This is a genomic window from Streptomyces sp. BK208 (assembly GCF_004364245.1).
GTDB lineage: Bacteria > Actinomycetota > Actinomycetes > Streptomycetales > Streptomycetaceae > Streptomyces.
This window is the reverse complement of record NZ_SOAV01000022.1, coordinates 1-23,535: the sequence shown is the minus strand read 5'-3', so window position 1 is coordinate 23,535 and position 23,535 is coordinate 1. Positions and strand designations below refer to the sequence as shown.

Annotated in this window: 22 protein-coding genes; 14 read left to right on the top strand and 8 right to left on the bottom strand. The window is 72.3% G+C overall.

Features of this window, described 5'->3' with window-relative positions; translation table 11 throughout:
* Positions 1-332 precede the first annotated feature (332 nt).
* Entirely contained in the window at positions 333-536 is a 204-nt protein-coding gene (locus EV562_RS34515; RefSeq protein ID WP_133890812.1) for a hypothetical protein, read from the bottom strand.
* Between the two features lie 366 nt (positions 537-902).
* On the opposite strand from EV562_RS34515, the gene EV562_RS34510 reads away from it, so the two are divergent.
* A complete protein-coding gene (locus EV562_RS34510) occupies positions 903-1,349 on the top strand; it encodes a nuclear transport factor 2 family protein (protein ID WP_133890811.1) in 447 nt (148 codons plus the stop codon).
* A 214-nt stretch (positions 1,350-1,563) separates the two neighbouring features.
* Here EV562_RS34510 and EV562_RS34505 read toward each other — a convergent pair whose 3' ends face one another.
* The gene (locus tag EV562_RS34505; RefSeq protein ID WP_133890810.1) at positions 1,564-2,577 is read right to left on the bottom strand and encodes a LacI family DNA-binding transcriptional regulator; all 1,014 of its coding nucleotides are present in this window, start codon (positions 2,575-2,577) and stop codon (positions 1,564-1,566) included.
* Between the two features lie 326 nt (positions 2,578-2,903).
* Here EV562_RS34505 and EV562_RS34500 point away from each other — a divergent pair, with 326 nt between their 5' ends.
* From EV562_RS34500 to EV562_RS34485, 4 genes are all read left to right on the top strand, one after another.
* Entirely contained in the window at positions 2,904-4,214 is a 1,311-nt protein-coding gene (locus EV562_RS34500; RefSeq protein WP_133890809.1) for an extracellular solute-binding protein, read from the top strand.
* A gap of 190 nt (positions 4,215-4,404) precedes the next feature.
* Positions 4,405-5,400: a sugar ABC transporter permease gene (locus tag EV562_RS34495; protein WP_133890808.1), complete on the top strand. Its 996-nt coding sequence runs from the start codon at positions 4,405-4,407 to the stop codon at positions 5,398-5,400.
* A gap of 12 nt (positions 5,401-5,412) precedes the next feature.
* Positions 5,413-6,336, top strand: a complete 924-nt coding sequence (locus EV562_RS34490) for a carbohydrate ABC transporter permease (protein ID WP_133890807.1) — start codon at positions 5,413-5,415, stop codon at positions 6,334-6,336.
* 95 nt (positions 6,337-6,431) lie between these two features.
* Positions 6,432-7,874: a GH1 family beta-glucosidase gene (locus EV562_RS34485; RefSeq protein WP_133890806.1), complete on the top strand. Its 1,443-nt coding sequence runs from the start codon at positions 6,432-6,434 to the stop codon at positions 7,872-7,874.
* Positions 7,875-7,942: 68 nt separating this feature from the next.
* Here the strand turns inward: EV562_RS34485 and EV562_RS34480 are convergent, their stop codons facing one another.
* From EV562_RS34480 to EV562_RS34465, 4 genes are all read right to left on the bottom strand, one after another.
* Positions 7,943-9,139 (bottom strand): glycoside hydrolase family 64 protein, encoded by a 1,197-nt coding sequence (locus EV562_RS34480; protein ID WP_133890805.1) that lies wholly within the window; start codon positions 9,137-9,139, stop codon positions 7,943-7,945.
* A 210-nt stretch (positions 9,140-9,349) separates the two neighbouring features.
* Positions 9,350-9,835, bottom strand: coding sequence for an NUDIX domain-containing protein (locus EV562_RS34475; RefSeq protein ID WP_133890804.1), 486 nt, complete (start codon positions 9,833-9,835; stop codon positions 9,350-9,352).
* Between the two features lie 4 nt (positions 9,836-9,839).
* Positions 9,840-10,901, bottom strand: a complete 1,062-nt coding sequence (locus EV562_RS34470; RefSeq protein WP_133890803.1) for a serine hydrolase domain-containing protein — start codon at positions 10,899-10,901, stop codon at positions 9,840-9,842.
* The gene (locus EV562_RS34465) at positions 10,898-11,734 is read right to left on the bottom strand and encodes an IclR family transcriptional regulator (protein WP_133890802.1); all 837 of its coding nucleotides are present in this window, start codon (positions 11,732-11,734) and stop codon (positions 10,898-10,900) included. The genes EV562_RS34470 and EV562_RS34465 overlap by 4 nt, the downstream gene beginning before the upstream one ends.
* A gap of 54 nt (positions 11,735-11,788) precedes the next feature.
* Between EV562_RS34465 and EV562_RS34460 the strand changes: the two genes are divergently transcribed.
* The 5 genes from EV562_RS34460 to EV562_RS34440 are packed head-to-tail and all read left to right on the top strand — an operon-like array spanning position 11,789 to position 16,995.
* Positions 11,789-13,366: an ABC transporter substrate-binding protein gene (locus EV562_RS34460; protein ID WP_166662162.1), complete on the top strand. Its 1,578-nt coding sequence runs from the start codon at positions 11,789-11,791 to the stop codon at positions 13,364-13,366.
* The gene (locus EV562_RS34455) at positions 13,363-14,355 is read left to right on the top strand and encodes an ABC transporter permease (protein WP_133890801.1); all 993 of its coding nucleotides are present in this window, start codon (positions 13,363-13,365) and stop codon (positions 14,353-14,355) included. The genes EV562_RS34460 and EV562_RS34455 overlap by 4 nt, the downstream gene beginning before the upstream one ends.
* Positions 14,352-15,266 (top strand): ABC transporter permease, encoded by a 915-nt coding sequence (locus tag EV562_RS34450; protein ID WP_166662161.1) that lies wholly within the window; start codon positions 14,352-14,354, stop codon positions 15,264-15,266. The genes EV562_RS34455 and EV562_RS34450 overlap by 4 nt, the downstream gene beginning before the upstream one ends.
* The gene (locus tag EV562_RS34445; RefSeq protein ID WP_133890800.1) at positions 15,263-16,129 is read left to right on the top strand and encodes an ABC transporter ATP-binding protein; all 867 of its coding nucleotides are present in this window, start codon (positions 15,263-15,265) and stop codon (positions 16,127-16,129) included. The genes EV562_RS34450 and EV562_RS34445 overlap by 4 nt, the downstream gene beginning before the upstream one ends.
* Positions 16,126-16,995, top strand: a complete 870-nt coding sequence (locus tag EV562_RS34440; RefSeq protein ID WP_133890799.1) for an ATP-binding cassette domain-containing protein — start codon at positions 16,126-16,128, stop codon at positions 16,993-16,995. Before EV562_RS34445 ends, EV562_RS34440 begins: the two co-directional genes overlap by 4 nt.
* Positions 16,996-17,006: 11 nt before the next feature.
* Here EV562_RS34440 and EV562_RS34435 read toward each other — a convergent pair whose 3' ends face one another.
* Positions 17,007-17,945 carry an ROK family protein gene (locus tag EV562_RS34435; RefSeq protein ID WP_243860326.1) on the bottom strand — a complete coding sequence of 313 codons (939 nt, stop codon included), beginning with the start codon at positions 17,943-17,945 and terminating at the stop codon, positions 17,007-17,009.
* Positions 17,946-18,007: 62 nt separating this feature from the next.
* Here EV562_RS34435 and EV562_RS34430 point away from each other — a divergent pair, with 62 nt between their 5' ends.
* From EV562_RS34430 to EV562_RS34415, 4 genes are all read left to right on the top strand, one after another.
* Positions 18,008-18,787 (top strand): creatininase family protein, encoded by a 780-nt coding sequence (locus EV562_RS34430; protein ID WP_133890797.1) that lies wholly within the window; start codon positions 18,008-18,010, stop codon positions 18,785-18,787.
* Positions 18,788-18,810: 23 nt separating this feature from the next.
* The gene (locus tag EV562_RS34425) at positions 18,811-19,938 is read left to right on the top strand and encodes an enolase C-terminal domain-like protein (RefSeq protein ID WP_133890796.1); all 1,128 of its coding nucleotides are present in this window, start codon (positions 18,811-18,813) and stop codon (positions 19,936-19,938) included.
* Entirely contained in the window at positions 19,935-20,342 is a 408-nt protein-coding gene (locus EV562_RS34420) for a Rid family hydrolase (RefSeq protein ID WP_133890795.1), read from the top strand. Before EV562_RS34425 ends, EV562_RS34420 begins: the two co-directional genes overlap by 4 nt.
* Positions 20,343-20,439: 97 nt before the next feature.
* Positions 20,440-23,364, top strand: coding sequence for an FAD-binding and (Fe-S)-binding domain-containing protein (locus EV562_RS34415; protein ID WP_133890794.1), 2,925 nt, complete (start codon positions 20,440-20,442; stop codon positions 23,362-23,364).
* 6 nt (positions 23,365-23,370) lie between these two features.
* Here EV562_RS34415 and EV562_RS34410 read toward each other — a convergent pair.
* On the bottom strand, positions 23,371-23,535 hold a 165-nt coding region (locus EV562_RS34410; RefSeq protein WP_279588527.1), incomplete at its 5' end, for a glycerophosphodiester phosphodiesterase family protein.

Here is a 23,535-nt window from a genome sequence, read left to right as displayed (position 1 = left end):
GTCGATGGCGGCGGCGGTGTTCTCGGGTGCCATGCCGGAGGAGCCGCGGTGGGCGATGACGTCGGGGCCGGTCGCGGCGTGCGCACCGGTCGACGGCAACGCCAGCACCACACCGCTCACCAGTGCCGCCACGACGCCGGCGCGCCTCCTGCTCACGGACTTCATGGAGCCTCCCGGGTTCGAATGACTCCCTGGAGGTTCCAGGACGGCGGTTACGGGAACCCTGCCGCGGTCTGGCGGGCCCGGGATGGGCGAGTGGAGCGGAGCACCGAACCGGTCATCGCAGGCGGAGGGGGCGATTGCGAGCAATCGCCCCCTCCGTGTCCTGCCCGTCACCCGCCGAGGATGCCCTGGGGCAGGAGCGACTGCGGGGAGGTGGCCGGGTGGCCCACCTCCAGTGAGCCGAGGAGACTGTCCAGGAGCTGACCACCGGGAACACCGGCGGACGGGCCGGGAGCGGGGGCCGCCTCGGCGACGGGAGCGGAGACCAGCACAGCGGCGGCCATGACGGAGACACAGGCGAGCTTCTTGATCATGTCCGTCCCAACGAACGGAGGCCCGGGGGGAAACGCTCACCGCGCGCGGACTGGGCCAGTCGGGTTCAGCCCGTGCCCCGACTTGCCCGGACGCAGCACGTCCGGCGCGCTCCGGCGCCGTGCGTCCGGCGTGCCCGGACGTACCGATTGCCGGACGTACCGGCGTACCCCGGACGTACCGGCGTACCCCGGACGTACCGGCGTACCCCGGATGTACCGGCGCACCCCGACGTACCGGCGTACCTGGACCTGTCGGGCCTCGGTCTTACCTGCCGGGTAATCGACCGTCCTCCGCCGCCCCGGCAGGATCGGACGCGTCGACGGCGACTCCCGCCGGAATCCGAGTCACGCCAGAAGGAGCACAGGATGTCCGCCACCCGCACCGCACCCACGGGGGACCCGGTCGCCGAGGCCACCCGCTCGGTCGTCCGCGACTTCCTCGCCGCCCGCGCGACCGGTGACACCGGGCGCCTGACCGAGCTCTTCGCCGACGAGGTCGACTGGCTGCTCGCGGAGAACCCCGCCGTCCCCTGGATCCGCCCCCGCTCCACCGGAGTTGAAGCCGCCGCCCAGTTCACCGAGCTGTCGGAGCACGTCGTGCCCGAGGCGTCGCGAGCCACCGTCGACACCTTCCTCGTCGACGGCGAGGACGCGGTCCTCATGGGGCGGTTGTCCGGGACCGTCCGTGCGACGGGCAAGTCCTTCGAGGGTCCGTTCGCCCTGCGCCTGACGGTCGAGAACGGCAGGATCACCCGGCACCACCTGTACGAGAACAGCCTGTCCATCGCCGAGGCCTGCACGCCGGACAGGTGAGGCACGCGGCGCGACCGGGCCGCCCTCGTCACGGATCGACTGTCCGTGGCCGGCGACATGACGGACCGCGCGACACCGGTCCTCACCGACATCGAACGGGCCGTTCGCACGTGAGAACAGGCCACCGCCCAGTGGCAGCAGGCACTGGCCCGGCGGTGGGGCGCGTGCCGTGGTCCGGCCGCCGCCGGCGCGGGGCGCCGAGCGGACGGCGGGTCTACGACGACTCGCGCACCACCAGCTCCGTCGGCAGCGTCAACTGCTGCCGGGGCGCGCCGTGCTGCGTGATGTCGGTGAGGATGCGGGCCATGTTCCGGCCCAGCTCCTCCACCGGCTGACGCACCGTCGTCAGGGGCGGGTCGGTGTGGCGGGCCAGGATGGAGTCCTCGAAGCCGACGACGGCGACATCGTCCGGCACCCGCCGCTTCTGCCGGCGCAGTTCGGTCAGCGCCCCGACCGCCATGAGGTCGGACGCGGCGAAGACGGCGTCCACGTCCGGCGCGCGTTCAAGAAGCAAACGCATGGCGTTCGCGCCGCCCTCTTCGGTGAAGTCACCCGCCTCGACGAGGAGTTCCCCCGCGGGCAGCCCTGCCTCGTCGTGCGCGGCACGCCAGCCGGCGAGCCTGGTGCGGCCGACGTCCATGTCCAGCGGACCCGTGATGGTGGCGACCCGTCGCCGTCCGTTGCCCAGCAGGTGCCGCACCGCGGCGGCGGCCCCTCCGGCGTTGTCGGAGTTGACGTAGCTCAGCCGCTCGCCCGCGTCCCGGCGGCCGGCGAGGACGGTCGGCAGGCCCATCTCCTCCAGCATGCCCGGCAGTCGGTCCTCGGAGTGCACCGAGACCAGCAGGACGCCGTCCACCCGGCGGGTCGCGACCGACTCGGTCAGCTGGTCCCGCTCGGCCTGGTCGCGGACGAGCATCAGCTGCAACTGGGTGCGGCTCTCGGCGAGGGCACCGCTGACCCCGCGGATGAGCGCGGCGAAGAACGGCTCCGAGCCGAGGCGGCTCTCCGACTCCGGGATCACCAGCGCCACGGCGTTGGTGCGGTTGGTCACCAGGCCGCGGGCGACCGAGTTGGGAACGTAGTTGAGCTCCTTGATCGCCGCGAGCACCCTGGCACGGGCGTCGGCACTGACCAGCTCCGAGCCGTTGACGACACGGGAGACCGTGGTGCGGCCCACGCCGGCGCGGGCGGCGACCGTTTTGATCGTTGGACGGCGGTTGCCGGTCATGTGCTCCCCCCTCGGCGGCCGCGGCGGCGACGCCTGCCGCGGAGGTGACCTGCGGCAATTCTTGCAGACACCGCGGGCGGCGCAGCACCCCCGATCGCGGGTGGCGGGTCCGCCGGGCGGAGGGCAGTCCACAAGTTGCTTTCAAGTTATTGACAGATCGCTCCGTTCCCACGAGTCTTCGATGCGCCGGTGGGAACGTGCCCACCAAAATTGGGCACGTTCCCAACCCGTGTTCGAGCCGCTGTCTTTCATCGCTGTAGCCATCGCAGTAGTCATCGCAGAACTCGTCACTCCGATGTGTCAGCGCCGTCGCTAGGAGGAGATCCATGGGCACTCTCGGTTCGTTGCGCAGAAAGGCGGTGGCGACGGCAGCGGCCGTCGGCGCGCTGGCGCTCGTCGTCGGCTGCGGCGGCAGCGACGACTCGGCCACCGGAGGTGGCGAGAAGGACGGCAAGGTCACCATCACCATGGGCATGTACGGGGTGATGGGTATCAAGGAGACGGGCCTTCTCGAGCAGTACGAGAAGGAGAACCCCAATGTCGACATCAAGGCCGAGATCGCCGGTGACGAGCAGACCTACTACACCGCCCTGCAGACCAGGCTGGCCGCGGGCAAGGGCCTGAAGGACATCCAGGGCATCGAGATCGGCCGGGCCAAGGAGATCACCGAGACCCAGGCGGACAAGTTCGTGGACTTCGCCGACGTCCCGGGCACCGACCACTTCCTGCCGTGGAAGGAGTCCCAGATCAGCACCGAGGACGGCAAGGTGCTGGGCCTGGGCACCGACATCGGCCCGATGGCCGTCTGTTACCGCAAGGACTACTTCGAGAAGGCGGGCCTGCCCACCGACCGTGAAGAGGTCGCCAAGCTGTGGGAGGGCGACTGGAAGAAGTACGTCGAGGTCGGCCGCACCTTCAAGACCGGCTTCAAGGGCGGGGACGTGGCCTACATGGACGCGGCCAGCGGCCTGTTCAACGCCATGGTCTACGGCTACCCCGAGCAGTACTACGACGACAAGGGCGAGCTGATCTACGACTCCAACCCGGCCGTCAAGGAGGCGTGGAACCTCTCCGCCGACGCGGCCGAGGACGGACTGACGGCCAAGCTCCGCCAGTTCCAGCCGGGTTGGGACCCGGGTCTGGCCAACGGCACCTTCGCCACGGCCGTGTGCCCGGCGTGGATGCTCAGTCACATCAGCGAGAAGGCCGGTGACGCGAACAAGGGCAAGTGGGACGTCGCCAAGGCCCCCAAGGGCGCCAACTGGGGCGGCTCCTTCCTCGGTGTGGTCGAGCAGAGCCCGGTGAAGGAGGAGGCCAAGAAGCTCGTCGCGTGGCTGACCGCGCCCGAGCAGCAGGCCCACATCTTCAAGGAGATCGGCAACATCCCGTCCTCGCGCGAGGCGCTGGACAGCCCCGACGTGAAGAACGCCAAGTCCGAGTACTTCAGCGGCGCGCCGATCGGCCGGATCTTCGGGGCGGCCGCCCAGGAGATCCCGGACAAGCAGGTCCTCGGCCGCAAGGACGGCACGATCAAGGACACCTTCTCCCAGGGCCTGGCCCTGATCGAGCAGGGCGACGCCTCGCGTGACGAGGCGTGGAAGACCACCGGGGAGCGGATCGAGAAGGCGGTCGGCTGACTCTCGGCTCCCGAGGCCACCCGGGTCCGTCCGCGTCCAGGCACAGGTCCTGGCCGGCGGGCCCGCGCCTCGGGGGTGCCGTCCGGATCCTGCCGGGGCCGGACCGGCGGCAAGACGCCGCGTCCCGGCGCCGGCCCGATCCGGACGGCACCCCACCAGCCCACACATCCGCTTTCAGGAAGGAAGACCGGTGGCCACCTCCACCACCAAGGCCCTGGCCGGGGGCGAGCCTCCGCGTCCGTCCCCCCGGACGGGCAGCGAGGACACCGCCCGGCGGCGCGGCGCCCTCTGGCACCGGCTCGACATCAAGGGCGCCCCGTACGCGTTCGTCGCGCCGTTCTTCGTCATCTTCGCCGCGTTCAGCTTCTACCCCCTCGTCTACACCTCGTGGATCTCCCTGCACGACGTGGAGCTGGCCACCCTCGATGTCATGGAGTGGGTGGCGTTCGACAACTACGTGGAACTGTGGGGCGACTCGCGGTTCTGGAACGCCCTGCAGAACACGGTCACCATCGGCGTCATCTCCACCGTGCCGCAGCTGATGATGGCGCTCGGCATGGCGCACCTGCTCAACTACCGGATGCGCGCCTCGCTGTTCTTCCGGGTCGCCTCCCTGGTCCCCTACGCCACCTCGGTCGCCGCGGCCGCCCTCGTCTTCACGATGATCTTCGAGCGTGACTTCGGCATGATCAACTGGGCGCTCGGTTCGGTCGGGATCGACCCGGTCGACTGGGAGGCCGACAAGTGGCCCGCCCAGGTGGCCATCTCCACCATCGTCATCTGGCGCTGGACCGGCTACAACGCGCTGCTCTACCTGGCCGCGATGCAGGCCATCCCCGCCGACCGCTACGAGGCGGCGTCCCTCGACGGCGCCTCGCGGTGGCAGCAGTTCATCCACGTCACCGTGCCCGGCATCCGCTCCACCATCGTCTTCACCATCGTGCTCTCCACGATCGGCGCCACCCAGCTCTTCGGCGAGCCGCTGATCTTCGGCCAGGGGCCCAACGGCGTCACCGGCGGCGCGGACAACCAGTACCAGACACTGGGCCTGCTGCTGTACGAGGAGGGCTGGAAGAACTACCAGATGGGCCGCTCCGCGACCGTCGCCTGGGCGATGTTCATGCTGCTGGTCCTCGTCTTCGTCGTGCAGCGCGTCGTCAAGCGCCTGCGCTCCCGTACGTCCTGACCTGGAGCCGCCATGACCACCCAAAGTCTCCCGGCCCGGACCGACGCCCCGGCCCGGACCCCCGCCGTGAAGGCGAAAGGCCGCGGCGGCCGCAGGCTGCTGCGCCAGCGCGCCGGCCGCCAGCACCACGCCGGCCCCCTCGCCTACGTGCTGCTCGCCATCATGGCGATCCTGTCGATCTTCCCGCTGTACTGGACGATGGTGGCCGCGTCCACCGACAACACCCGGGTCAGCCAGACGCCACCCCCCTTCCTGCCCGGTCCGAACCTGTTCAGCAACCTCGCCCGGGCCTGGGACGAGGCGGCGATGGGCAAGGCCATGATCAACAGTCTGATCGTGGCCGGGGTGATCGCCCTGTCCACCGTGCTGTTCGCGACGCTCGCCGGGTTCGCCTTCGCCAAGCTGCGCTTCAAGGGACGCAACGTCCTGCTCATGCTGGTGATCGGCACGATGATGGTGCCGCCGCAGCTCGCCGTCGTGCCGCTGTTCATGATGATGGCCGACCTCGGCTGGTCGCAGCAGCTGCCCGCCGTCATCTTCCCGACGCTGGTGAGCGCGGTCGGCGTGTTCTTCATGCGGCAGTACCTGACGGAGGCGCTGCCGGACGAACTCGTCGAGGCCGGCCGGGTGGACGGGGCGCACTCGCTCAGGATCTTCTGGAGCATCGTGCTGCCCATCGCGCGGCCCGCGATGGCCGTCCTCTTCATGATCACGTTCGTGCACGCGTGGAACGACTTCTTCTGGCCCTTCGTCGTCCTCGACATGACCAACCCGACGGTGCCCGTCGCGCTCACCCAGCTCAGCGCGGGCTATGTCCGCGACCAGTCGCTGATCATGGCCGGCGCGCTGCTCGGCACGCTGCCGCTGCTGGCGATGTTCGTCGTCTTCGGCCGCCAGATCGTCAGCGGCATCATGGCGGGCGCCGTCAAGGGCTGACCCGCCGCCGGACGGCCCGGTCCCGCGCCGTCAGGGCCGTACGCCACCTCTTCGGGCGCGCGCCCCGCGCACACCCCATCTCTGAAAGGACTTACGTGGTCACCGCAGCACAGCAGACCGCGTCCGCCGCCCCGGACGCCGCCCGTACCTTCCCCAAGGGATTCCTCTGGGGCTCCGCGACCGCCTCCTACCAGATCGAGGGGGCCGCCGCGGAGGACGGCCGCACGCCGTCCATCTGGGACACCTACGCCCGCACCCCGGGCCGGGTCCGCAACGGCGACACCGGTGACGTCGCCACCGACCACTACCACCGCCGCAGCGAGGACGTCGCCCTGATGTCCGAACTGGGCCTCGGCGCCTACCGCTTCTCCCTCGCCTGGCCGCGCATCCAGCCGACCGGCCGCGGGCCCGCCGTGCAGAAGGGCCTGGACTTCTACCGGCGTCTGGTGGACGAGCTGCTGGAGAAGGGCATCCAGCCCGTCGCCACCCTCTACCACTGGGACCTGCCGCAGGAGCTGGAGGACGCCGGCGGCTGGCCCGAGCGCGCCACGGCCGAGCGCTTCGCCGAGTACGCGGCCCTCGCCGCCGACGCCCTCGGTGACCGGGTGAAGACCTGGACCACCCTCAACGAGCCCTGGTGCAGCGCCTTCCTCGGCTACGGCTCGGGGGTGCACGCCCCCGGCCGCACCGACCCGGTCGCCGCGCTGCGCGCCGCCCACCACCTCAACCTGGCGCACGGACTGGCCGCCCAGGCCCTGCGCGACCGCCTCCGCGCCGACGCCCAGGTCTCCGTCACCCTCAACATCCACCACGTCCGCCCGCTCACCGGGAGCGACGGCGACACCGACGCGGTCCGCCGGATCGACGCGCTGGCCAACCGGGTCTTCACCGGCCCCATGCTGAACGGTGCCTACCCGGAGGACCTGTTCAAGGACACGGCCGAGCTGACCGACTGGTCCTTCGTCCGGGACGGCGACCTGCGCCAGGCGCACCAGCCGCTGGACTTCCTCGGCGTCAACTACTACACGCCCACCGTCGTCTCCGAGACCGACGGCAGCGCCACCCACACCTCCGACGGGCACGGCAACAGTGCCCACAGCCCCTGGCCCGGTGCCGACCAGGTCGCCTTCCACCAGCCGCCCGGCGAGACCACGGCCATGGGCTGGGCTGTCGACCCGAGCGGTCTGTACGACCTGCTGCGCCGGCTGGCCGCCGACTTCCCGAGGCTGCCGCTGGTCATCACCGAGAACGGTGCCGCCTTCGACGACTACGCCGACCCCGCCGGCCAGGTCAACGACCCCGCCCGGATCGCCTACGTCCGCGGCCACCTGGCCGCCGTCCACCAGGCCATCCTGGACGGCGCCGACGTGCGCGGCTACTTCCTGTGGTCCCTGCTGGACAACTTCGAATGGGCCCACGGCTACAGCAAGCGCTTCGGTGCCGTCTACGTCGACTACCCGACCGGCACCCGCATCCCCAAGGCCAGCGCCCGCTGGTACTCCGAGGTCGCCCGCACCGGCGTCCTGCCCGGCGCCTGACCACCGGTCCGCCCCGTCCCCGCACCGCACCGGCGCGGGGACGGGGCGGACGGGCAGCCCGCGGCCCGTCAGTCGAACGGCGCGAGGGTGAGGCGGGCCTCGGCCGGGTTGCCGTCGTGCACCAGCGACTCGTGGTTGCCGACGTCGTCGAAGGCGAACGCGTACGCCTTGCCGTCGGTCATGCGCTCGTGGATGACCCGGGCGTAGTGGTTGGTCACCGCGTCCCGGTAGAAGTTCGCCGCCGAGGGGTCGGGCTGGTTGGGATTGCTCAGCAGCGTGGAACGGTTGAACCCGGCGCACAGCGTGCGGGAGATCGGCCCGCGCACCTGGTCGTTGGGTGCGTCCAGGAGCCGGTGGCAGCCGAAGACGCTGGAGGCGTCGGGCTTCTGGAAGCTGGTGACGACCGCGCCGGAGCCGTTGGTGAAGTTCATGACGTTGCCCGAGACGCGCCCGAAGTACTTGGTGTCCGGCCGGTCACCGAAGGGCGTGACGGTGAGCGTGGCCGACGAGTACTTCTGCCAGACCCGGTTGATGTAGTCGTCCATGACCGACACGGGCAGCGCCCCGGTCTCCACCCCGTACAGCGGCGCCAGTGCCCGCAGCACGGTGCCGTCGGGCCGGGTCTGGACCAGCCCGCCCCAGCCCGGCTGCGCCCGCAGCGCGTCGAACACCCCGCGGTAGCCGCCGGCCTTGAGCTGTCCGGCACTGGCCGTGCTGCCGTCGGCGCGTTGCACGCCGACGGTGTAGGGCGCGGAGAACATGTCGACCTGGGTGCTGTTCAGCCACAGCCCGTCGTTGTTGAGCGTGTACTCCGACCAGTTGAAGAGGATGTTGCGGTTGGGGTCGCTCGGGTTCTGGACGGCGGGCTGCACCAGGCCGCCGGTGGTGAGGCGGAAGTCCAGCTTCTGCCCGTAGGAGAAGTAGATGCGCCCCGACAGCTTCGGGATGCGGATGGTCTTGGTCTGTCCCGCGGCCGGTCCGGGGATGGACGCGTCCGGAGCGGGCGTGGGGGGATTGCCGCCGGCGGGCCAGGCGTGGAAGGTGCCGGCGGCGTCGGCCCAGCCCTGCTGACCCGTCGTCAGCGAGGTGCCCAGGGTGTAGATGTGGACGGCGTCGCCGCGGGCGGAGTTGTTGGTGATCTTCAGCGGAATGGTTGCGGGCACCGCGGCGTCCGCGGGCGGGGCGGCGCCGAGCGTGAGCAGGGCGCCGGTCAGGCCCGCGGCCGCGGCCACGGCGAGCAGACGGCATCTGAGTCGGGAGAGCACTCTCCACCTCCGTGCGGGTGGGGGGAATTGGTCCGTACCGATCCTGAGAGCGCTCTCAGCGTTGCGCTGGGATGCGTTCATGTCAATGGATGCGACGCATGACGCGGTCTCCCGGGCTCCGGCTTCGCACCCGTCCGGCACGGGCGTGCACTCGGCACCCGTGGCGGCCCGGCCGGGGCGCCGGACAGCGAGGTGCGAGGGGGCCTGAGTTCAGCCGGTCACCGTGTAGTGCCGGACCGCTCGCGCGCCCCGCCGTCCGGTGCCCGGCCACAGGCAGTCCAGGACCGAGGCGGACGGCGGGAAGAGCGCGGACGGTACCGCCTCGCGGGCGAACCACTCCCAGCGCTCGATCTTGTCGGGCTCGGTGACCCGGGGCGCGCCGGCCGCGCGCCGGGTGACGGCGGCGGCGGTCACCCGGGTCAGCCCGCCTACGCCGTCGACGAGCACGGCCAGCACCCGCACCTCCGACGCGGCCGCCACCAGCCCCGTCTCCTCCGCCAGCTCCCGGACGGCGGCCGTCTCGAAGTCCTCGCCGGCGTCGACCTTGCCGCCGGGCAGTTCCCAGCGTCCGTCGTGACCGAGGCCGAGCAGGACCCGGCCGTCACCGTCGAGCACGGCGAGGCCGACGCCGGTGAGGCTCTGCGCTGCGGGACGGGCACGTTCGGGGCGCTCGGCGCGCGGTACGGAATCGCTCATCGGGTCATTCCACACCGGGGCGGCGGCCGGCGGCCACCGGGGGCAGCAGCGCGGCGGCATCGTGGAACGCCCGGCGCAGGGCGACGATCGCGTCGCCCGTCCTGTCCGGGTGCACCCGGTTGGTGAGCAGTACGGCGTAGCGCCGCGTGGCAGGGTCGATCCAGAGGCTGGTGCCGGTGAAGCCCGTGTGGCCGTACGAGTCCGGGCCGAACACCTCCCCGGCGGGGGAGCCGACCGGATCGCGGCCCTGCCAGGCGAGAGCGCGCCGCAGCGCCAGGCCGTCGGTGTGGGCGGCCGTCATCAGGGCGAAGGCGGAGGGGCTCAGCAGGCCCCGGCCGCCGGCGGCGAGCGCGGCGCCGAGCAACTCCATGTCCGCGAGCGTGGAGAACAGGCCCGCGTGGCCGCCGACTCCGCCGAGCACCACCGCGTTCTCGTCGTGGACCTCGCCCACGACCCGGCGGCCCCGCCAGGGGCAGTCCTCGGTGGCGACCGCCCGCGCCCGGCGACCGGCGTCCGGCCTGAAGACGGTGTCGCCCATGCCGAGTGGCGCGCACACCAGCCGCTCCACCAGCGTGTCCAGGGGCTGTCCGGAGGCCGCCTCGGCGACGAGGCCGAGGACGATGAACCCCTGCGAGGAGTACTGGACGCGGGTGCCGGGCCGCGCGGTCAGCGGCAGCAGGCGTACCGCCTCCAGCAGCGAGGCGCGCGTGGGGTGGTCGCGGTAGAGCGGCACCTGCCCCGGTATTCCCGAGGTGTGCGTCAGCAGTTGACGTACCGTCAGGTCGGCCTTGTCGCCGTCCCGGTAGGCGGGAAGGTGGGTGCCCACGGTGTCGTCCAGGCCGAGCGTCCCGCGCTCGACGAGCGCCATGACCGCGAGCCCGACGATCGGTTTGGTCACCGAGGCGAGGTCCCACACGTCGTCGCCGTCCAGTGGCGGACCGTCCCAGCCGCGGCTGCCGGTCCAGCCCCGGTCCAGCGGACCCTCCGCGCCGCCGACCGACCAGGCGGCGCCCGAGAAGATACGCCGTTCCCGTCCCTCGGCGAGCAGTCCGGCCAGGGCACTCACGCCTCCTCACCGCTCCCGGCCGTGTCCACCAGGCCCAGCAGGGGGGTGCGCGCGCCGAGTCCCGCGGACACGGTGCGTGCGGCGGCCCGCACCATCGGGCCGAAGACCTCCACGCTGCCGGGGTCGAGGGTGAAGGTCAGTCCGCTGACGCCGATCGCCCCCACCGCCCTGCCCTCCGCGTCCAGGACGGGGGCCGCCACCGACCGCACATCCGGCTCGTCGTACTCGTCGTCCACGGCGTAACCGCACGACGCCGCCCGGGCGAGCACCGTACGCAGGGCGGCCGCGTCGGTGAGGGCGTCCGGGGTGCGCGCCTCCAGGTCCGGTGCGTCCAGGACCGCCGCCGTCTCCTCGGCGGGCAGCGCGGAGAGCATGGCGAGCCCCACGCCGCAGGCGTACAGCGGCGAACGGTGCCCCGGCCGGACGCTCATCCGGTACTCGCGGGCCGGCTCCGACTGTTCCAGGTACACGGCTTCGTGCCCGTGGCGCGCCGCGTAGAACGCGACATGGCCGGTGCGCCGGCGCAGGTCGGCGAGGGCAGGCCGGGACAGCTCCAGGACGCGGCTGTCGCTCAGGGCCGCCGCCGCCAGGCCCAGCAGCCGGGGCCCCGGACGGTAGCTGCCGCCCTCCGCGGGCTCGGCGAAGCCGTACTCCGCCATGGTCCGCAGATGCCGGTGGACGGTGGGCTTGGTCAGGCCCGTGCGGCGTGCGATCTCCCCCAGCCGGTGGGGGCCGCCGGGCTGGACGAGCGCATCGAGCACCTCCATCGCCTTGTCGACGGGGCCCTTCACGACGTCCTGGTCGACCGACCGGGTGTTGACCGCTTTCACCATGTCGCTTAGCTTAACCCAACCGCATTCCATCTGACGGAACGGAGGTGTTGTTCAATGGAACGAATTCTTCAGGGGCGCACGCTGGACCGCGGCCGTCCCAGCCGACGCCACGTCCTGCGGACCGGCGGCCTGCTGCTCGGAGCCCTCAGCGCTCCGGCGCTCCTGAGCGCGTGCGGCACGACGGCCGCCGCGGACCGGGCCGGCAACGTGCTGCGCGTCTCCCAGCCGGGTGACCCGAAGACGCTGGACCCGCAGAAGCAGGGCGACATGGTGTCCATGAACGTCCTGATCAACATGTTCGACACCCTCACCACCCGCGGCCGGGACAACCGGCTGCACCCCAGGCTCGCCCTGTCCTGGGAGGCCACCGACGCGCACACCTGGCGCTTCGTCCTCCGGCCCGGGGTGAGCTTCCACAACGGCGAGGTCTGCGACGCACACGCCGTCGCCTTCAGCATCGAGCGCCTGCTCGACCCCGCGACGAAGTCACCGATCGTCGAGCTGCGCTTCGTCAAGGGCGTGACCGTCGTCGACCGGCTCACCGTCGACATCCACACCACCGTGCACGACCCCATCCTGCCCGCCAAGCTCTCCCTGTTCGGCGGCGTGGTGGTACCGCCCCGCCACCTCGCCGACGTGGGCGACGCGGCCTTCGCCGACCACCCGGTCGGCACCGGGCCCTTCACCTTCGAGAGCTGGCGGCGCGACCACGAACTGCGGATGCGCGCGCACGCCGGCCACTGGAACGGACGCCCGCCCGTCGACGCCCTCGTCTTCAGCCCCGCCCCCAACGCCTCGTCCTCGCTGGCCGCCCTGCAGAGCGGCGGCGTCGACCTCGTCGCCGGACTCACCCCCGATGCCGCCCAGCAACTCGACGGCTACGGCGGCATCACCATCGACGGACACACGGGCATCCGCACCGCCTACCTCTCCCTGAACACCCTGGAACGCGGCCCGCTCCAGGACCGCCGGGTGCGCCAGGCGCTCAACCACGCCATCGACGTGCCGCTGCTCATCAAGGCCGTGCTCGGCGGCAAGGCCACCGAGACGCCCGCACTCGTCCCGCGCGGCTCCTTCGGCTTCGACCCCGCCGTCAAGCCCTTCACCCGCTCCGTCGACACCGCGCGGCGGCTGCTCGCCGAGGCCGGTCACCCGCACGGCTTCTCCACCACGCTCACCGCCTCCAACGTCGACGCCAACGTCGCCGAGGCCCTGTCCGGGCTCCTCGCCAGGGCCGGGGTGGACGCCCGCGTCGACCTGCTCGACCCCGGCACCTACTCCGCCCGCCTCACCTCCGACAACCGCGGCGCGCTCGGCCCGGTCTACCTCGCGGCCAGCACCGTGTGGACCATGGACGGCGCGAGCATCGTCCAGTCCAACGTGCGCAGCGACCGCCGCCAGAGCCGCTGGCACTCCGCGGAGGCCGACCGCCTCATCGACGCCGAGGAACTCTCGGAGGACCCCGCGCAGCGCGAAGCGGCCTTCTCCGACCTGCAACGGCTGATGCGCCGGGAGGCTCCCTTCGTCTTCCTCTACCAGATCGACAACATCTACGCCCGCAACGACCGGCCCCGCTGGACACCGGGAGCTGCGGGCGTCCTCGCCATGGAGAGCGCGGAGGTGTCCCGATGAGCGCCCTCACCCTCGACAAGCCACCCGCCCCGCCGGACACCGCCACCCGCCGGACGGACCGTGCGGGACTCCTCCTCGGGGTGGTCAAGCGCCTCGCCATCGCCCTGTTCGTGCTGCTGTGCACGGCGACCGTCGCCTTCTTCCTCGTACGCCTGTCCGGCGACCCCGTGAAGATCCTGCTGCCGCCGGACGCCACGGCCGAACAGGAGCGGGTGCTGCGTCACTCCCTGGGCCTGGACCAGTCCCTGTTCGCGCAGTACCTCGACTACCTCCGCGGACTGCTGCACCTCGACTTCGGCGACTCCCTCGTCTACGGGCAGCCGGTGAGCGAGATCCTCGCCGACCGGCTGCCGGCCACCGTCGAACTGGCCGCCGCCGCACTCGCGCTGACCCTCGTCATAGCGATCCCGGCGGGCATCGTCGCCGCCGTGCGCCGCGGCCGCGGCACCGACAACACCGTGATGACCGGCGTCCTGCTCGGCCAGTCCACCCCGCCGTTCTGGGTCGGCATCCTGCTCATCCTCGTCTTCGCCGTCTGGCTGCGCGCCCTGCCCGCCTCCGGCTACGGCACCCTCGCCAACCTGGTCCTGCCCGCCGTCACCCTCGCCGTGTACTCCGTCGCCGTCGTCGCCCGCCTGCTGCGCTCCTCGCTGATCGACGTCCTGTCCTCCGACCACATCCGCAGCGCCCGCGCCAAGGGATTCGGACCGCTGAAGGTGGTGCTCAGGCACGGGCTGCGCAACGCCTCGCTGCCGGTGGTGACCGTCGTCGGCCTGGAGGTCGGCAACCTGCTCGGCGGGGCGATCCTCACCGAACGGGTCTTCTCCTGGCCCGGGGTGGGACAGCTGACCGTCGAGGCCATCTCCAACCGCGACTTCCCGCTCGTCCAGGCCACCGTCCTGTTCTTCGCCGCCACCTTCGTCGTGGTGAACCTGCTCGTCGACCTCTCCTACAGCTTCCTCGACCCGAGGGTGAGGACGTCACGATGACCGTCATGTCCCCGGCCGTGACCGGCGCGGCGCCGGAGCACAAGCCGTCCGGCGGCTCCGGCTCCGTCGTCCTGCGCGGCCTGCTGCGCAACAGGCTCGCAGTGGTGGCCCTCGCCGTACTCGTCAGCCTGCTCGCCGCGGCCCTGTTCGCGCCCCTGATCGCCCCCTACGACCCCAACACGCAGAACCTCCTGCTGCGGCTGCGGCCCCCCGCCTGGCAGCACGGCGGCAGCGGTGCGCACCTCCTCGGCACCGACCAGCTCGGCCGCGACATGCTCTCGCGCGTCGTCTACGGCGCCCGGGTCTCCCTGCTGGTCGGCGCCGGCGCCGCGCTGCTCGCCGGTGTCATCGGCACCGCCGTGGGCCTCGTCTCCGGATACTTCGGCGGCTGGGCCGACCGCGCCCTCATGCGGCTCGCCGACGTCCAGCTCGCCTTCCCCTCGCTGCTGCTGGCCCTCGCCGTCGTCGGCTTCCTCGGCTCCGGCCTGTGGGTCGTGATCGTGGTGCTCGGCTTCACCGGCTGGGTCTCCTACGCCCGTGTCGTGCGCTCCGAGGTGATGTCGCTGCGCACCCGGGACTTCGTCACCGAGGCCCGCGCGATCGGCGTCACGGACGTCACCATCATGCGCCGTCACCTGCTGCCGAACGTGATGGCACCCCTGGCCACCATCGGCACCCTGCACGTCGCCGCCGCCATCGTCGCCGAGGCCTCCCTCAGCTACCTGGGCCTGGGCGTCCCCAAGGAGACGGTCACCTGGGGCGGCATGCTCTCCGACGGCCAGCTCTACCTGGGCACCTCCTGGTGGGTCGCCGTCTTTCCCGGCATCGCGCTGATGCTGACCTCCCTCGCCATCAACATCACCGGCGACGCCCTGCGGGACGTCGCGGACCCGAAGGCCTACCGCCGATGAGCAACGACCGACCCGCACCCGACCCCGAGCGGACGGCCACCGGCGCGTCCCGGCCGCCGGCGGACCGGCGGCCGCTCCTGGAGATCGACCGCCTCAGCGTCGACTTCCGCCTGGAGAGCTCCGTCGTCCACGCCGTCCAGGACGTCTCCCTCCACGTCCACGCCGGCGAGACCCTCGCCGTCGTGGGCGAGTCCGGCAGCGGCAAGAGCGCCACCGCCCTGTCCGTCCTGCGTCTCAACCCGAGCCCGCCGTGCGTGTACGCGGGCGGCGAGATCCGCTTCGACGGCCGCGACCTGCTGCGCCTGTCCGAGAAGGAACTCGGCCGGGTCCGGGGCCGCGACATCGCCATGGTCTTCCAGGACCCGATGACCTGCCTCGACCCCCTCCAGCGCGTCGGCGCCCAGGTGGCCGAGGTCCTCAGGCACCACACCGGCATGTCCCGCGCCGAGGCGAAACAGGCCGCGCTGGAGGCACTGGACGAGGTCGGCATCCCCGACCCCGCCCTGCGCTACCGCCAGTACCCGCACGAGCTCTCCGGCGGCCTGCGCCAGCGCGTGATGATCGCGACGGCGCTGGTGGCCCGGCCCCGTGTCCTCGTCGCCGACGAACCGACCACCGCCCTGGACGTCACCGTGCAGCGCCAGATCCTCGACCTCCTCGTCACCCTCCAGCACAAGCACGACATGGCCGTCGTCCTGATCACCCACGACCTCGCGGTCGTCGCGGAGACCGCCGACCGCGTCGTGGTCATGAACAGGGGAAAGGTCGTCGAGACCGGTGACGTCCTCGACGTCTTCGACCGCCCGGCCCACGACTACACCCGCAAGCTGCTGGCGGCCACCCCCCGACTGGAGGCGGTATGAGCACCCGCGCCACCGACACCACCGCCCCCGCGCCGCTCCTGGAACTGAGCGGCCTGCGCAAGGAGTTCGGCGGCCGGCGCACGAACGTCGCCGTCGACGACGTGTCGCTCGACGTCCACGAGGGCGAGACCCTGGCCCTGGTCGGCGAGTCCGGCTGCGGCAAGACCACCCTCACCCGGCTGCTCCTCGGCCTCCTCGAACCCACCGCCGGCCGCGTGCGCTTCGACGGGCAGGACCTCGCCGCCCTCACAGCGTCCGAACTGCGCGGCGTACGACGGCAGATGCAGGTCGTCCTCCAGGACCCCTACTCCAGCATGAACCCCCGCATGCGCATCACCGACATCGTCGCCGAACCCCTGGTCACCCACGAACCCGACGCACGCGGACGGCGGGCCCGGGCCCGTACCCGGGAGCGGGTCGGGGAACTCCTCGAAGCCGTCGGCCTGGACGCCGGCATCCAGGACCGCTACCCGCACGAGTTCTCCGGCGGTCAGCGCCAACGCGTCTCCATCGCCCGGGCCCTGGCGCTCCGCCCCCGGCTGCTGGTGCTCGACGAGCCGACCAGCGCCCTGGACGTCTCCGTGCAGGCGACCGTCCTGGATCTCCTGGCCGACCTCCAGCAACGGCTGCGTCTCACCTACGTCTTCGTCTCGCACAACCTCGCCGTCGTGGCCCAGGTGGCCGACCGCGTCGCGGTGATGAGCCGGGGGAGCCTGGTCGAGGTCGGCGAGGCGACGGCGGTGCTGCGCACCCCGCGGCACCCCTACACACGGCGGCTGCTCGACGCCGTACCGGTCCTCGACCCGCGCAGGGGACGACGGGCCGCGGAACGCGCGTCCCTCCCGGCACCGGAAGCGAACCGATGACGCGCCGCGCGCTACAGGTGGGACAGCACCAGACCCGCCCCGCCGAGCAGCGCCACGTCGTCGGCCGCGGCCGACGCGACCAGCACCCGCGGCTGCTCGGCACCCGCGAAGGCGACCGCGTCCCGCAGCCGCTCCTCCACCACGGTGCGGAAGCGCTCACCGCCCTCCCGAGCCTCACCGTGCAGGATGAACAGCCCGGGCGCGAACAGCTGCTGCACGTTCACCAGCCCCAGGGCGAGGTTGTGCGCGTACTCCTCCACCACCCGCCCGGCGATGTCGTCGCCGCGGTCGACCAGCGCGGCCAGCGACACCGTCTCACCGAGCCCCGCGGCGCGCGCCCTGGCCCGCAGCCAGCCGGTCGTGGCCAGGGTCTTCCAGCAGCCCCGGCTCCCGCAGGTGCAGGGCTCACCGCTGGCCGACACCGTCATGTGCGCGCCGCTGCGCCCGCCTGGCGGCGCCATCACCTCGCCGTCGTACAGGACGCCCACCCCGAGCACCTCCCCGGTGGAGACGGAGGCGAAGGTGCGCCGTCCCCGGCCCGCGCCGAACCAGCGGTCCCCGAGCACCTGGAGCCGCGCCCGGTGCTCCAGGCGCACCCCGGTCCCGGTGAGGGCCCCGAGCCGCTCGGTCACCGGATAGCCGTGCAGCGCCGGTACGTCGTTGACCTCCAGGATCAGTCCCGCCAAGGGGTCCACGAGCCCCGCGGCGGCCACCCCGATCCCCTGGACCTCGTGGGCGGCGAAGACACCGGCCACCCGGGCCAGCGCCCGGTCGATGTCCGCGGGAGCGGCCGAGGCCGCGTCGTACGACGCCTCGGTGCGGTCCAGCACCTGACCCCCCATGGACAGCACGGCCGCCCCGACCCGGCCGGGCACCAGCTCGACGGCCCCCAGCCGCCGCGGTGCCGCGGGAGCGGCCGGGTGCTCCCCGGCATCCGGGACCAGTCGCAACGGAGAACTTTTGTGGACCATGCGCCGACTCTGCCATGGCCCTCTTTCGGAGAGGTAGCACCGTGAGCCAATCGAGACTGACCGAACTGACCTGGCGCGAAGTGCGCCGGGCCGGTGAGCGGGGCATCGCCCTGCTGCCCATCGGCTCGCAGGAGCAGCACGCCGGGCACCTTCCGATGGGCACCGACACGCTCCTGGTCGAGGAGGTCGTGGACCGGGCGCTGCACCTGCTCGACCGGGACACCGCCGCGCCCCAGGTGGTCCGGCTGCCCGCCCTGCCGTACGGGCACAGCCCGCACCACCTGTTCGCGGCGGCCGTCTCGCTCTCCGCGGCGACCCTGGGCGCCGTACTGGACGACGTCCTCGACTCGCTCGTGAGCAGCGGTCACCGGCGCATCATGGTCGTCAACGGCCACGGCGGCAACGACGAGATCATGCGGCTCGCCGTGAAGCGCCTCGCGCTGCGCGCCCGGGTCACGGTCGCCGCCTGCTCGTACTGGACGCTCACCGACGCCGGGGACGCCGGGGACGGCGACGAGGCGGAACGGCCGGAGGTCACCCCGGGCCATGCCGGATGGTTCGAGACGTCGCTGATGCTGGCCGCCCACCCCGCGCTGGTGCGCACGCCCGTGCCCGCCCGCACCCCCGTCGAACCGCCCCCGCTGTTCGACAACCCGCCCCACCCCGGTCTGACCGTCGAGCGCCACGGCGAGTGGGAGCGGGTCGACGGAGCCACCGACGACGCGTCCGGCGCGGACGCCGGCCGGGGCGGCCAGCTCCTGGACGACCGGGCGCGCGGACTGGCCCGCGCGATCTCGGCCTTCGACGCCGCCAGCCGGTGACCCCGATGACGCGAGGAGCAGAAATGAAGATCACCGACGTCGACGTGTGGGTCGTCAACCTCCCACTAGTCAATCCCTTCACCAGTTCCTTCGAGACCAAGACGGGGGAGACCCGTACCGTCGTGCGCGTGCGCACCGACGCGGGCGTCGAGGGCTGGGGCGAGACGATGTGGGGCGCCCCGGTCGCGGCGATCGTCCGCCGGATGGCTCCGGACCTGATCGGGACCAGCCCGTTCGCGCTGGAGGGCTTCCACCGCAGGCAGCACATGGTGCCCTTCTTCTACGGCTACCTGGGTTACGCGGCGATCGCCGCCGTCGACGTCGCCTGCTGGGACGCGATGGGCAAGGCCACCGGCCAGTCCGTCACCGACCTGCTGGGCGGCGCCGTGCGCGACGAGGTCCCGATCACCGCCCTGATCACCCGCGCCGACGCTCTCGGCGCCACGTCGGCGGACCTGCCCAGGGCCATGGCGGAGCACGCCGTGCGCGTCGTCGACGAGGGCGGCTTCGACGCCGTCAAGCTCAAGGGCACCCGGGACTGCGCGGGCGACGTCGCCGTGCTGCGCGCGGTCCGCGAGGCGCTGCCCGAGGTGAACCTGCGCGTCGACCCCAACGCGGCCTGGTCCGTCCCCGACTCGGTCCGGGCCGGCATCGCGCTGGAGGAACTGGACCTGGAGTACCTGGAGGACCCCTGCGCCGGCATCGAGGGCATGTCCCAGGTGAAGGCGAAGGTACGCATCCCGCTGTGCACCAACATGTGCGTCGTCCGCTTCGAGGACTTCGCCCCCGCCATGCGGCTGAACGCGGTCGACGTCATCCACGGTGACGTCTACAAGTGGGGCGGCATCGCCGCGACCAAGGCCCTCGCCGCCCACTGCGAGACCTTCGGCCTGGGCATGAACCTGCACAGCGGCGGCGAACTCGGCATCGCCACGGCCGCCCACCTGGCCGTCGTGGCGAGCACACCCGTCCTGTCGCGGGCCATCGACAGCATGTACTACCTGCACGCGGACGACATCATCGAGCCCCTGCACCTGGAGAACGGCCGCCTGCGGGTGCCGTCGGGGCCCGGTCTGGGAGTGAGCGTGGACGAGGACAAGCTCCGCCACTACGCGAGCGTCAACGAACGGGACGGTGACCTGACCGGATGAGCGAGCCGACCGGCAAGCGAGCCGTGCACACGCCCGGGGCTCCCCGCCCCGCGGGCGCCTACTCCCAGGGGGTGGTGGCGGGCGGGTTCCTCTTCACGGCCGGCTTCGGCCCCCAGGACCCGGTCACCGGCGCCGTACCGGACGGTGTCGGAGCGCAGACCACCCAGGTGCTGCGCAACGTCGGCGCGGTCCTCGCGGCGCGGGGCCTGTCGATGCGGGACGTCGTGAAGGTCACCGCGCACCTGCACCACCTGGAGCGGGACTTCGCCGCGTACGACGAGGCCTACCGTGCCTTCTTCGACGACCCCTGCCCGGTGCGCACCACGGTCGGGTCCGACCTGATGCGCATCCTCGTGGAGATCGACGTGGTGGCCCTCCTGCCGGACCCCGACCTGCCGGGGTGACCCCGCGGCGCCCGCCGGCCCGGCCCCGTACGGGGCCGGCGGGCACCGCGGTCGTACGCTGAACAACACCGAACGAGTCGTGTGGGAGTGGAACGTCATGCCTCTGCTGGAGCCCGAGCCGGAATCCCTCCGCCCCGGCACGACCCGGGTCGCCTCCGCCGACCGGGTGCCCGACGACGGCGCCGCGGGCACGCCCGAGGCGCTGCGCGCCGCGCTCACCGGGCTGCTGGGCCCTGACAAGGTGCTCTGGAAGATCTCCGACCTGGTGAAGTACGCCTCCGACGCCAGCCCCTACCGCTTCCTACCGCAGGCCGTCGTACTCGCCGAGGACATCGACGACGTCCGCGCGGTGCTCGCCTACGCACGCGGCAACGGCCGCCAGGTCGTCTTCCGCGCCGCCGGCACCAGCCTCAACGGCCAGGCCCAGGGCGAGGACATCCTCGTCGACGTACGCCGCCACTTCACCGGGATCGAGGTCCTGGACGACGGCGCGCGGGCCCGCGTCCGACCCGGCACCACGGTGATGCGGGCCAACGCGACCCTCGCCCGGTACGGCAGGATCCTGGGGCCCGACCCGGCCAGCGCCATCGCCTGCACCCTCGGCGGGGTCGTCGCCAACAACGCCTCCGGCATGACCGCAGGCACCACGCGCAACTCGTACCGCACGCTCGCCTCGCTGACCTTCGTCCTGCCCAGCGGCACCGTCGTCGACACCGCCGACCCGCAGGCCGACGAGAGGCTGGCGCGGGCCGAGCCCGAGCTGTGCGCGGGGCTGCTCGCGCTCAAGGCGGAGATCGAGTCCGACGCGGAACTCGCCGCCCGCATCCGGGCCAAGTACGAGATCAAGAACACCAACGGCTACCGCCTGGACGCCTTCCTGGACGGGGCCACGCCGGTCCAGATCCTGCGCGGCCTGATGGTCGGCTCCGAGGGCACCTTCGGCTTCCTCGCCGACCTCGTCTTCGACACCCTTCCACTCGACCGAAGGGTCACCAGCGGTCTGCTCTTCTTCCCCTCGCTGACCGCCGCCGCGGCCGCCGTCCCCTTGTTCAACGAGGCCGGAGCCCAGGCCGTCGAGCTGATGGACGGCAACACGCTGCGCGCCTCGGTGAGCGTGCGGGGCGTGCCGGCCGACTGGGCGGGTCTGCCGCGGGAGACGGCGGCGCTGCTGGTGGAGTTCAGGGCGCCCGACGAGGCGGCACAGGAGACCTTCGAGCAGGCCGCGGCGGCCGTCGCCGACCGGCTGGAACTGGTCGCGCCGGTCGCGTCGGTGACCAACGCGTTCACCCGGGACACCAAGGTGATCTCCGGTTACTGGAAGGCCCGCAAGGCCTTCGTCACCGCGGTCGGCGGCTCCCGCCCGGCGGGCACCACCCTGATCACGGAGGACTTCGCGGTGCCGCCCTCCCGGCTGGCCGACGCCTGCGAAGCCCTGCTCGCGCTCCAGGCCGAGCACGGCTTCGACGCCGCGGTCGCCGGCCACGCGGCCCACGGCAACCTGCACTTCCTGCTCGCCTTCGACGCGTCGAGGCCCTCCGACGTCGACCGGTACGCCGCGTTCATGGACGACTTCTGCCGGATGACCGTGGAGCGGTTCGACGGGTCCCTGAAGGCGGAGCACGCCACCGGACGCAACATCGCCCCGTTCCTGGAGCTGGAATGGGGCCCCAGGGCCACCGAGCTGATGTGGCGCGTCAAAGAGGTCATCGACCCCGGCGGCGTACTGGCGCCCCGGGTCGTCCTCGACCGGGACCCCAGGGCCCACCTGCGCGGACTGAAGACGATCCCCGGGATCGAACCGGTCGCCGACCCCTGCATCGAGTGCGGCTTCTGCGAACCCACCTGCCCCAGCCACGACCTGACGACCACCCCGCGCCAGCGCATCGTCCTGCGCAGGGAGATGCTGCGACAGCCGGCCGGTTCGCCCGTGGAGGAAGAACTCCTCGCCTCCTACGGCTACGACGCCGTCGACACCTGCGCCGGCGACTCCACCTGCGCGATCGCCTGCCCGGTCGGCATCGACACCGGCGCCATGATGAAGGACTTCCGCCACCGGAGGCACTCGCCCCGGGAGGAACGGATCGCCGCACTCACCGCGAAGCGCTTCAGGACCGTGGAGGCGTCGGCACGGCTCGCGGTCGGCGCGGCGGAAAGGATCAGCGACCGGCTGCTGACCGCCGCGACCGGCCTCGCCCGCAAGGCCGTACGGCCCGACCTGGTGCCGGAGTGGCTGCCCGAGATCCCGGGCGCCGCCGCCCGCACCGCGCCGCCCACCACCCGGACGGGAGCGAGCGCCGTCTACTACCCCGCCTGCGTCAACCGGATCTTCGCCGGCCCCGAGGGCGACGGCACCCCCTCGCTCCAGCAGGCCGTGGTCGACGTCTCGGCCCGCGCCGGCCGGCCCGTCTGGATCCCCGACGACGTCGCGGGCACCTGCTGCTCGACGATCTGGCACTCCAAGGGCTACGAGGACGGCAACACGGTGATGGCCAACCGGATCGTCGAGGCCGCCTGGGCCTGGACCGACGGCGGACGGCTCCCCCTCGTCGTCGACGCCTCGTCCTGCACGCTCGGCATCCGGCACGAGGTCGTCCCCTACCTCACCCACGCCAACCGGGAACTGCACGAGCGGCTCGAGGTGATCGACTCCGTCGTGTGGGCCGCCGAGGAGCTCCTGCCCCGGCTGACGATCCGCCGCACGACCGGCTCGGCGGTGCTGCACCCGACGTGCTCGATGCAGCACCTGGGCGACGTGGACCAACTGCGCGCGGTCGCCGACGCGGTCGCCGACGAGGTCGTCGTTCCGGACGACGCCGGCTGCTGCGCCTTCGCCGGCGACCGCGGCATGCTGCACAAGGAGCTGACGGCCTCGGCCACGGCGAAGGAGGCCGCCGAGGTGACCTCGCGCCCGTACGACGCCCACCTGTCCGCCAACCGCATGTGCGAGATCGGCATGGACCGCGCCACCGGCCGTACGTACTACTCCGTCATCGTCGAGCTGGACCGGGCCACCCGCCCCTGACCCGTGTCACCCCCGCTGGGTGAGGGTTTGGGGGTAGTCGGTGATGATGCCGTCGACGCCGAGGGCGGTCATGGTGCGGATGGCGCCGGGTTCGTCGACGGTCCAGACGTTGATGTCCATGCCGAGTTGGTGGACGCGGTCGACGAGGGTCTGGTCGGTGACGGTGTGCTG

Excerpts from the sequence above, each read along its gene's own strand:
- EV562_RS34420 (WP_133890795.1), top strand. The coding sequence starts at position 19,935 with ATGAGCGAGCCGACCGGCAAGCGAGCCGTGCACACGCCCGGGGCTCCC.
- EV562_RS34515 (WP_133890812.1), bottom strand. The coding sequence starts at position 536 with ATGATCAAGAAGCTCGCCTGTGTCTCCGTCATGGCCGCCGCTGTGCTG.
- EV562_RS34440 (WP_133890799.1), top strand. The coding sequence starts at position 16,126 with ATGAGCACCCGCGCCACCGACACCACCGCCCCCGCGCCGCTCCTGGAA.
- EV562_RS34445 (WP_133890800.1), top strand. The coding sequence starts at position 15,263 with ATGAGCAACGACCGACCCGCACCCGACCCCGAGCGGACGGCCACCGGC.
- EV562_RS34450 (WP_166662161.1), top strand. The coding sequence starts at position 14,352 with ATGACCGTCATGTCCCCGGCCGTGACCGGCGCGGCGCCGGAGCACAAG.
- EV562_RS34510 (WP_133890811.1), top strand. The coding sequence starts at position 903 with ATGTCCGCCACCCGCACCGCACCCACGGGGGACCCGGTCGCCGAGGCC.
- EV562_RS34465 (WP_133890802.1), bottom strand. The coding sequence starts at position 11,734 with ATGGTGAAAGCGGTCAACACCCGGTCGGTCGACCAGGACGTCGTGAAG.
- EV562_RS34500 (WP_133890809.1), top strand. The coding sequence starts at position 2,904 with ATGGGCACTCTCGGTTCGTTGCGCAGAAAGGCGGTGGCGACGGCAGCG.
- EV562_RS34490 (WP_133890807.1), top strand. The coding sequence starts at position 5,413 with ATGACCACCCAAAGTCTCCCGGCCCGGACCGACGCCCCGGCCCGGACC.
- EV562_RS34505 (WP_133890810.1), bottom strand. The coding sequence starts at position 2,577 with ATGACCGGCAACCGCCGTCCAACGATCAAAACGGTCGCCGCCCGCGCC.
- EV562_RS34460 (WP_166662162.1), top strand. The coding sequence starts at position 11,789 with ATGGAACGAATTCTTCAGGGGCGCACGCTGGACCGCGGCCGTCCCAGC.
- EV562_RS34455 (WP_133890801.1), top strand. The coding sequence starts at position 13,363 with ATGAGCGCCCTCACCCTCGACAAGCCACCCGCCCCGCCGGACACCGCC.
- EV562_RS34425 (WP_133890796.1), top strand. The coding sequence starts at position 18,811 with ATGAAGATCACCGACGTCGACGTGTGGGTCGTCAACCTCCCACTAGTC.
- EV562_RS34415 (WP_133890794.1), top strand. The coding sequence starts at position 20,440 with ATGCCTCTGCTGGAGCCCGAGCCGGAATCCCTCCGCCCCGGCACGACC.
- EV562_RS34475 (WP_133890804.1), bottom strand. The coding sequence starts at position 9,835 with ATGAGCGATTCCGTACCGCGCGCCGAGCGCCCCGAACGTGCCCGTCCC.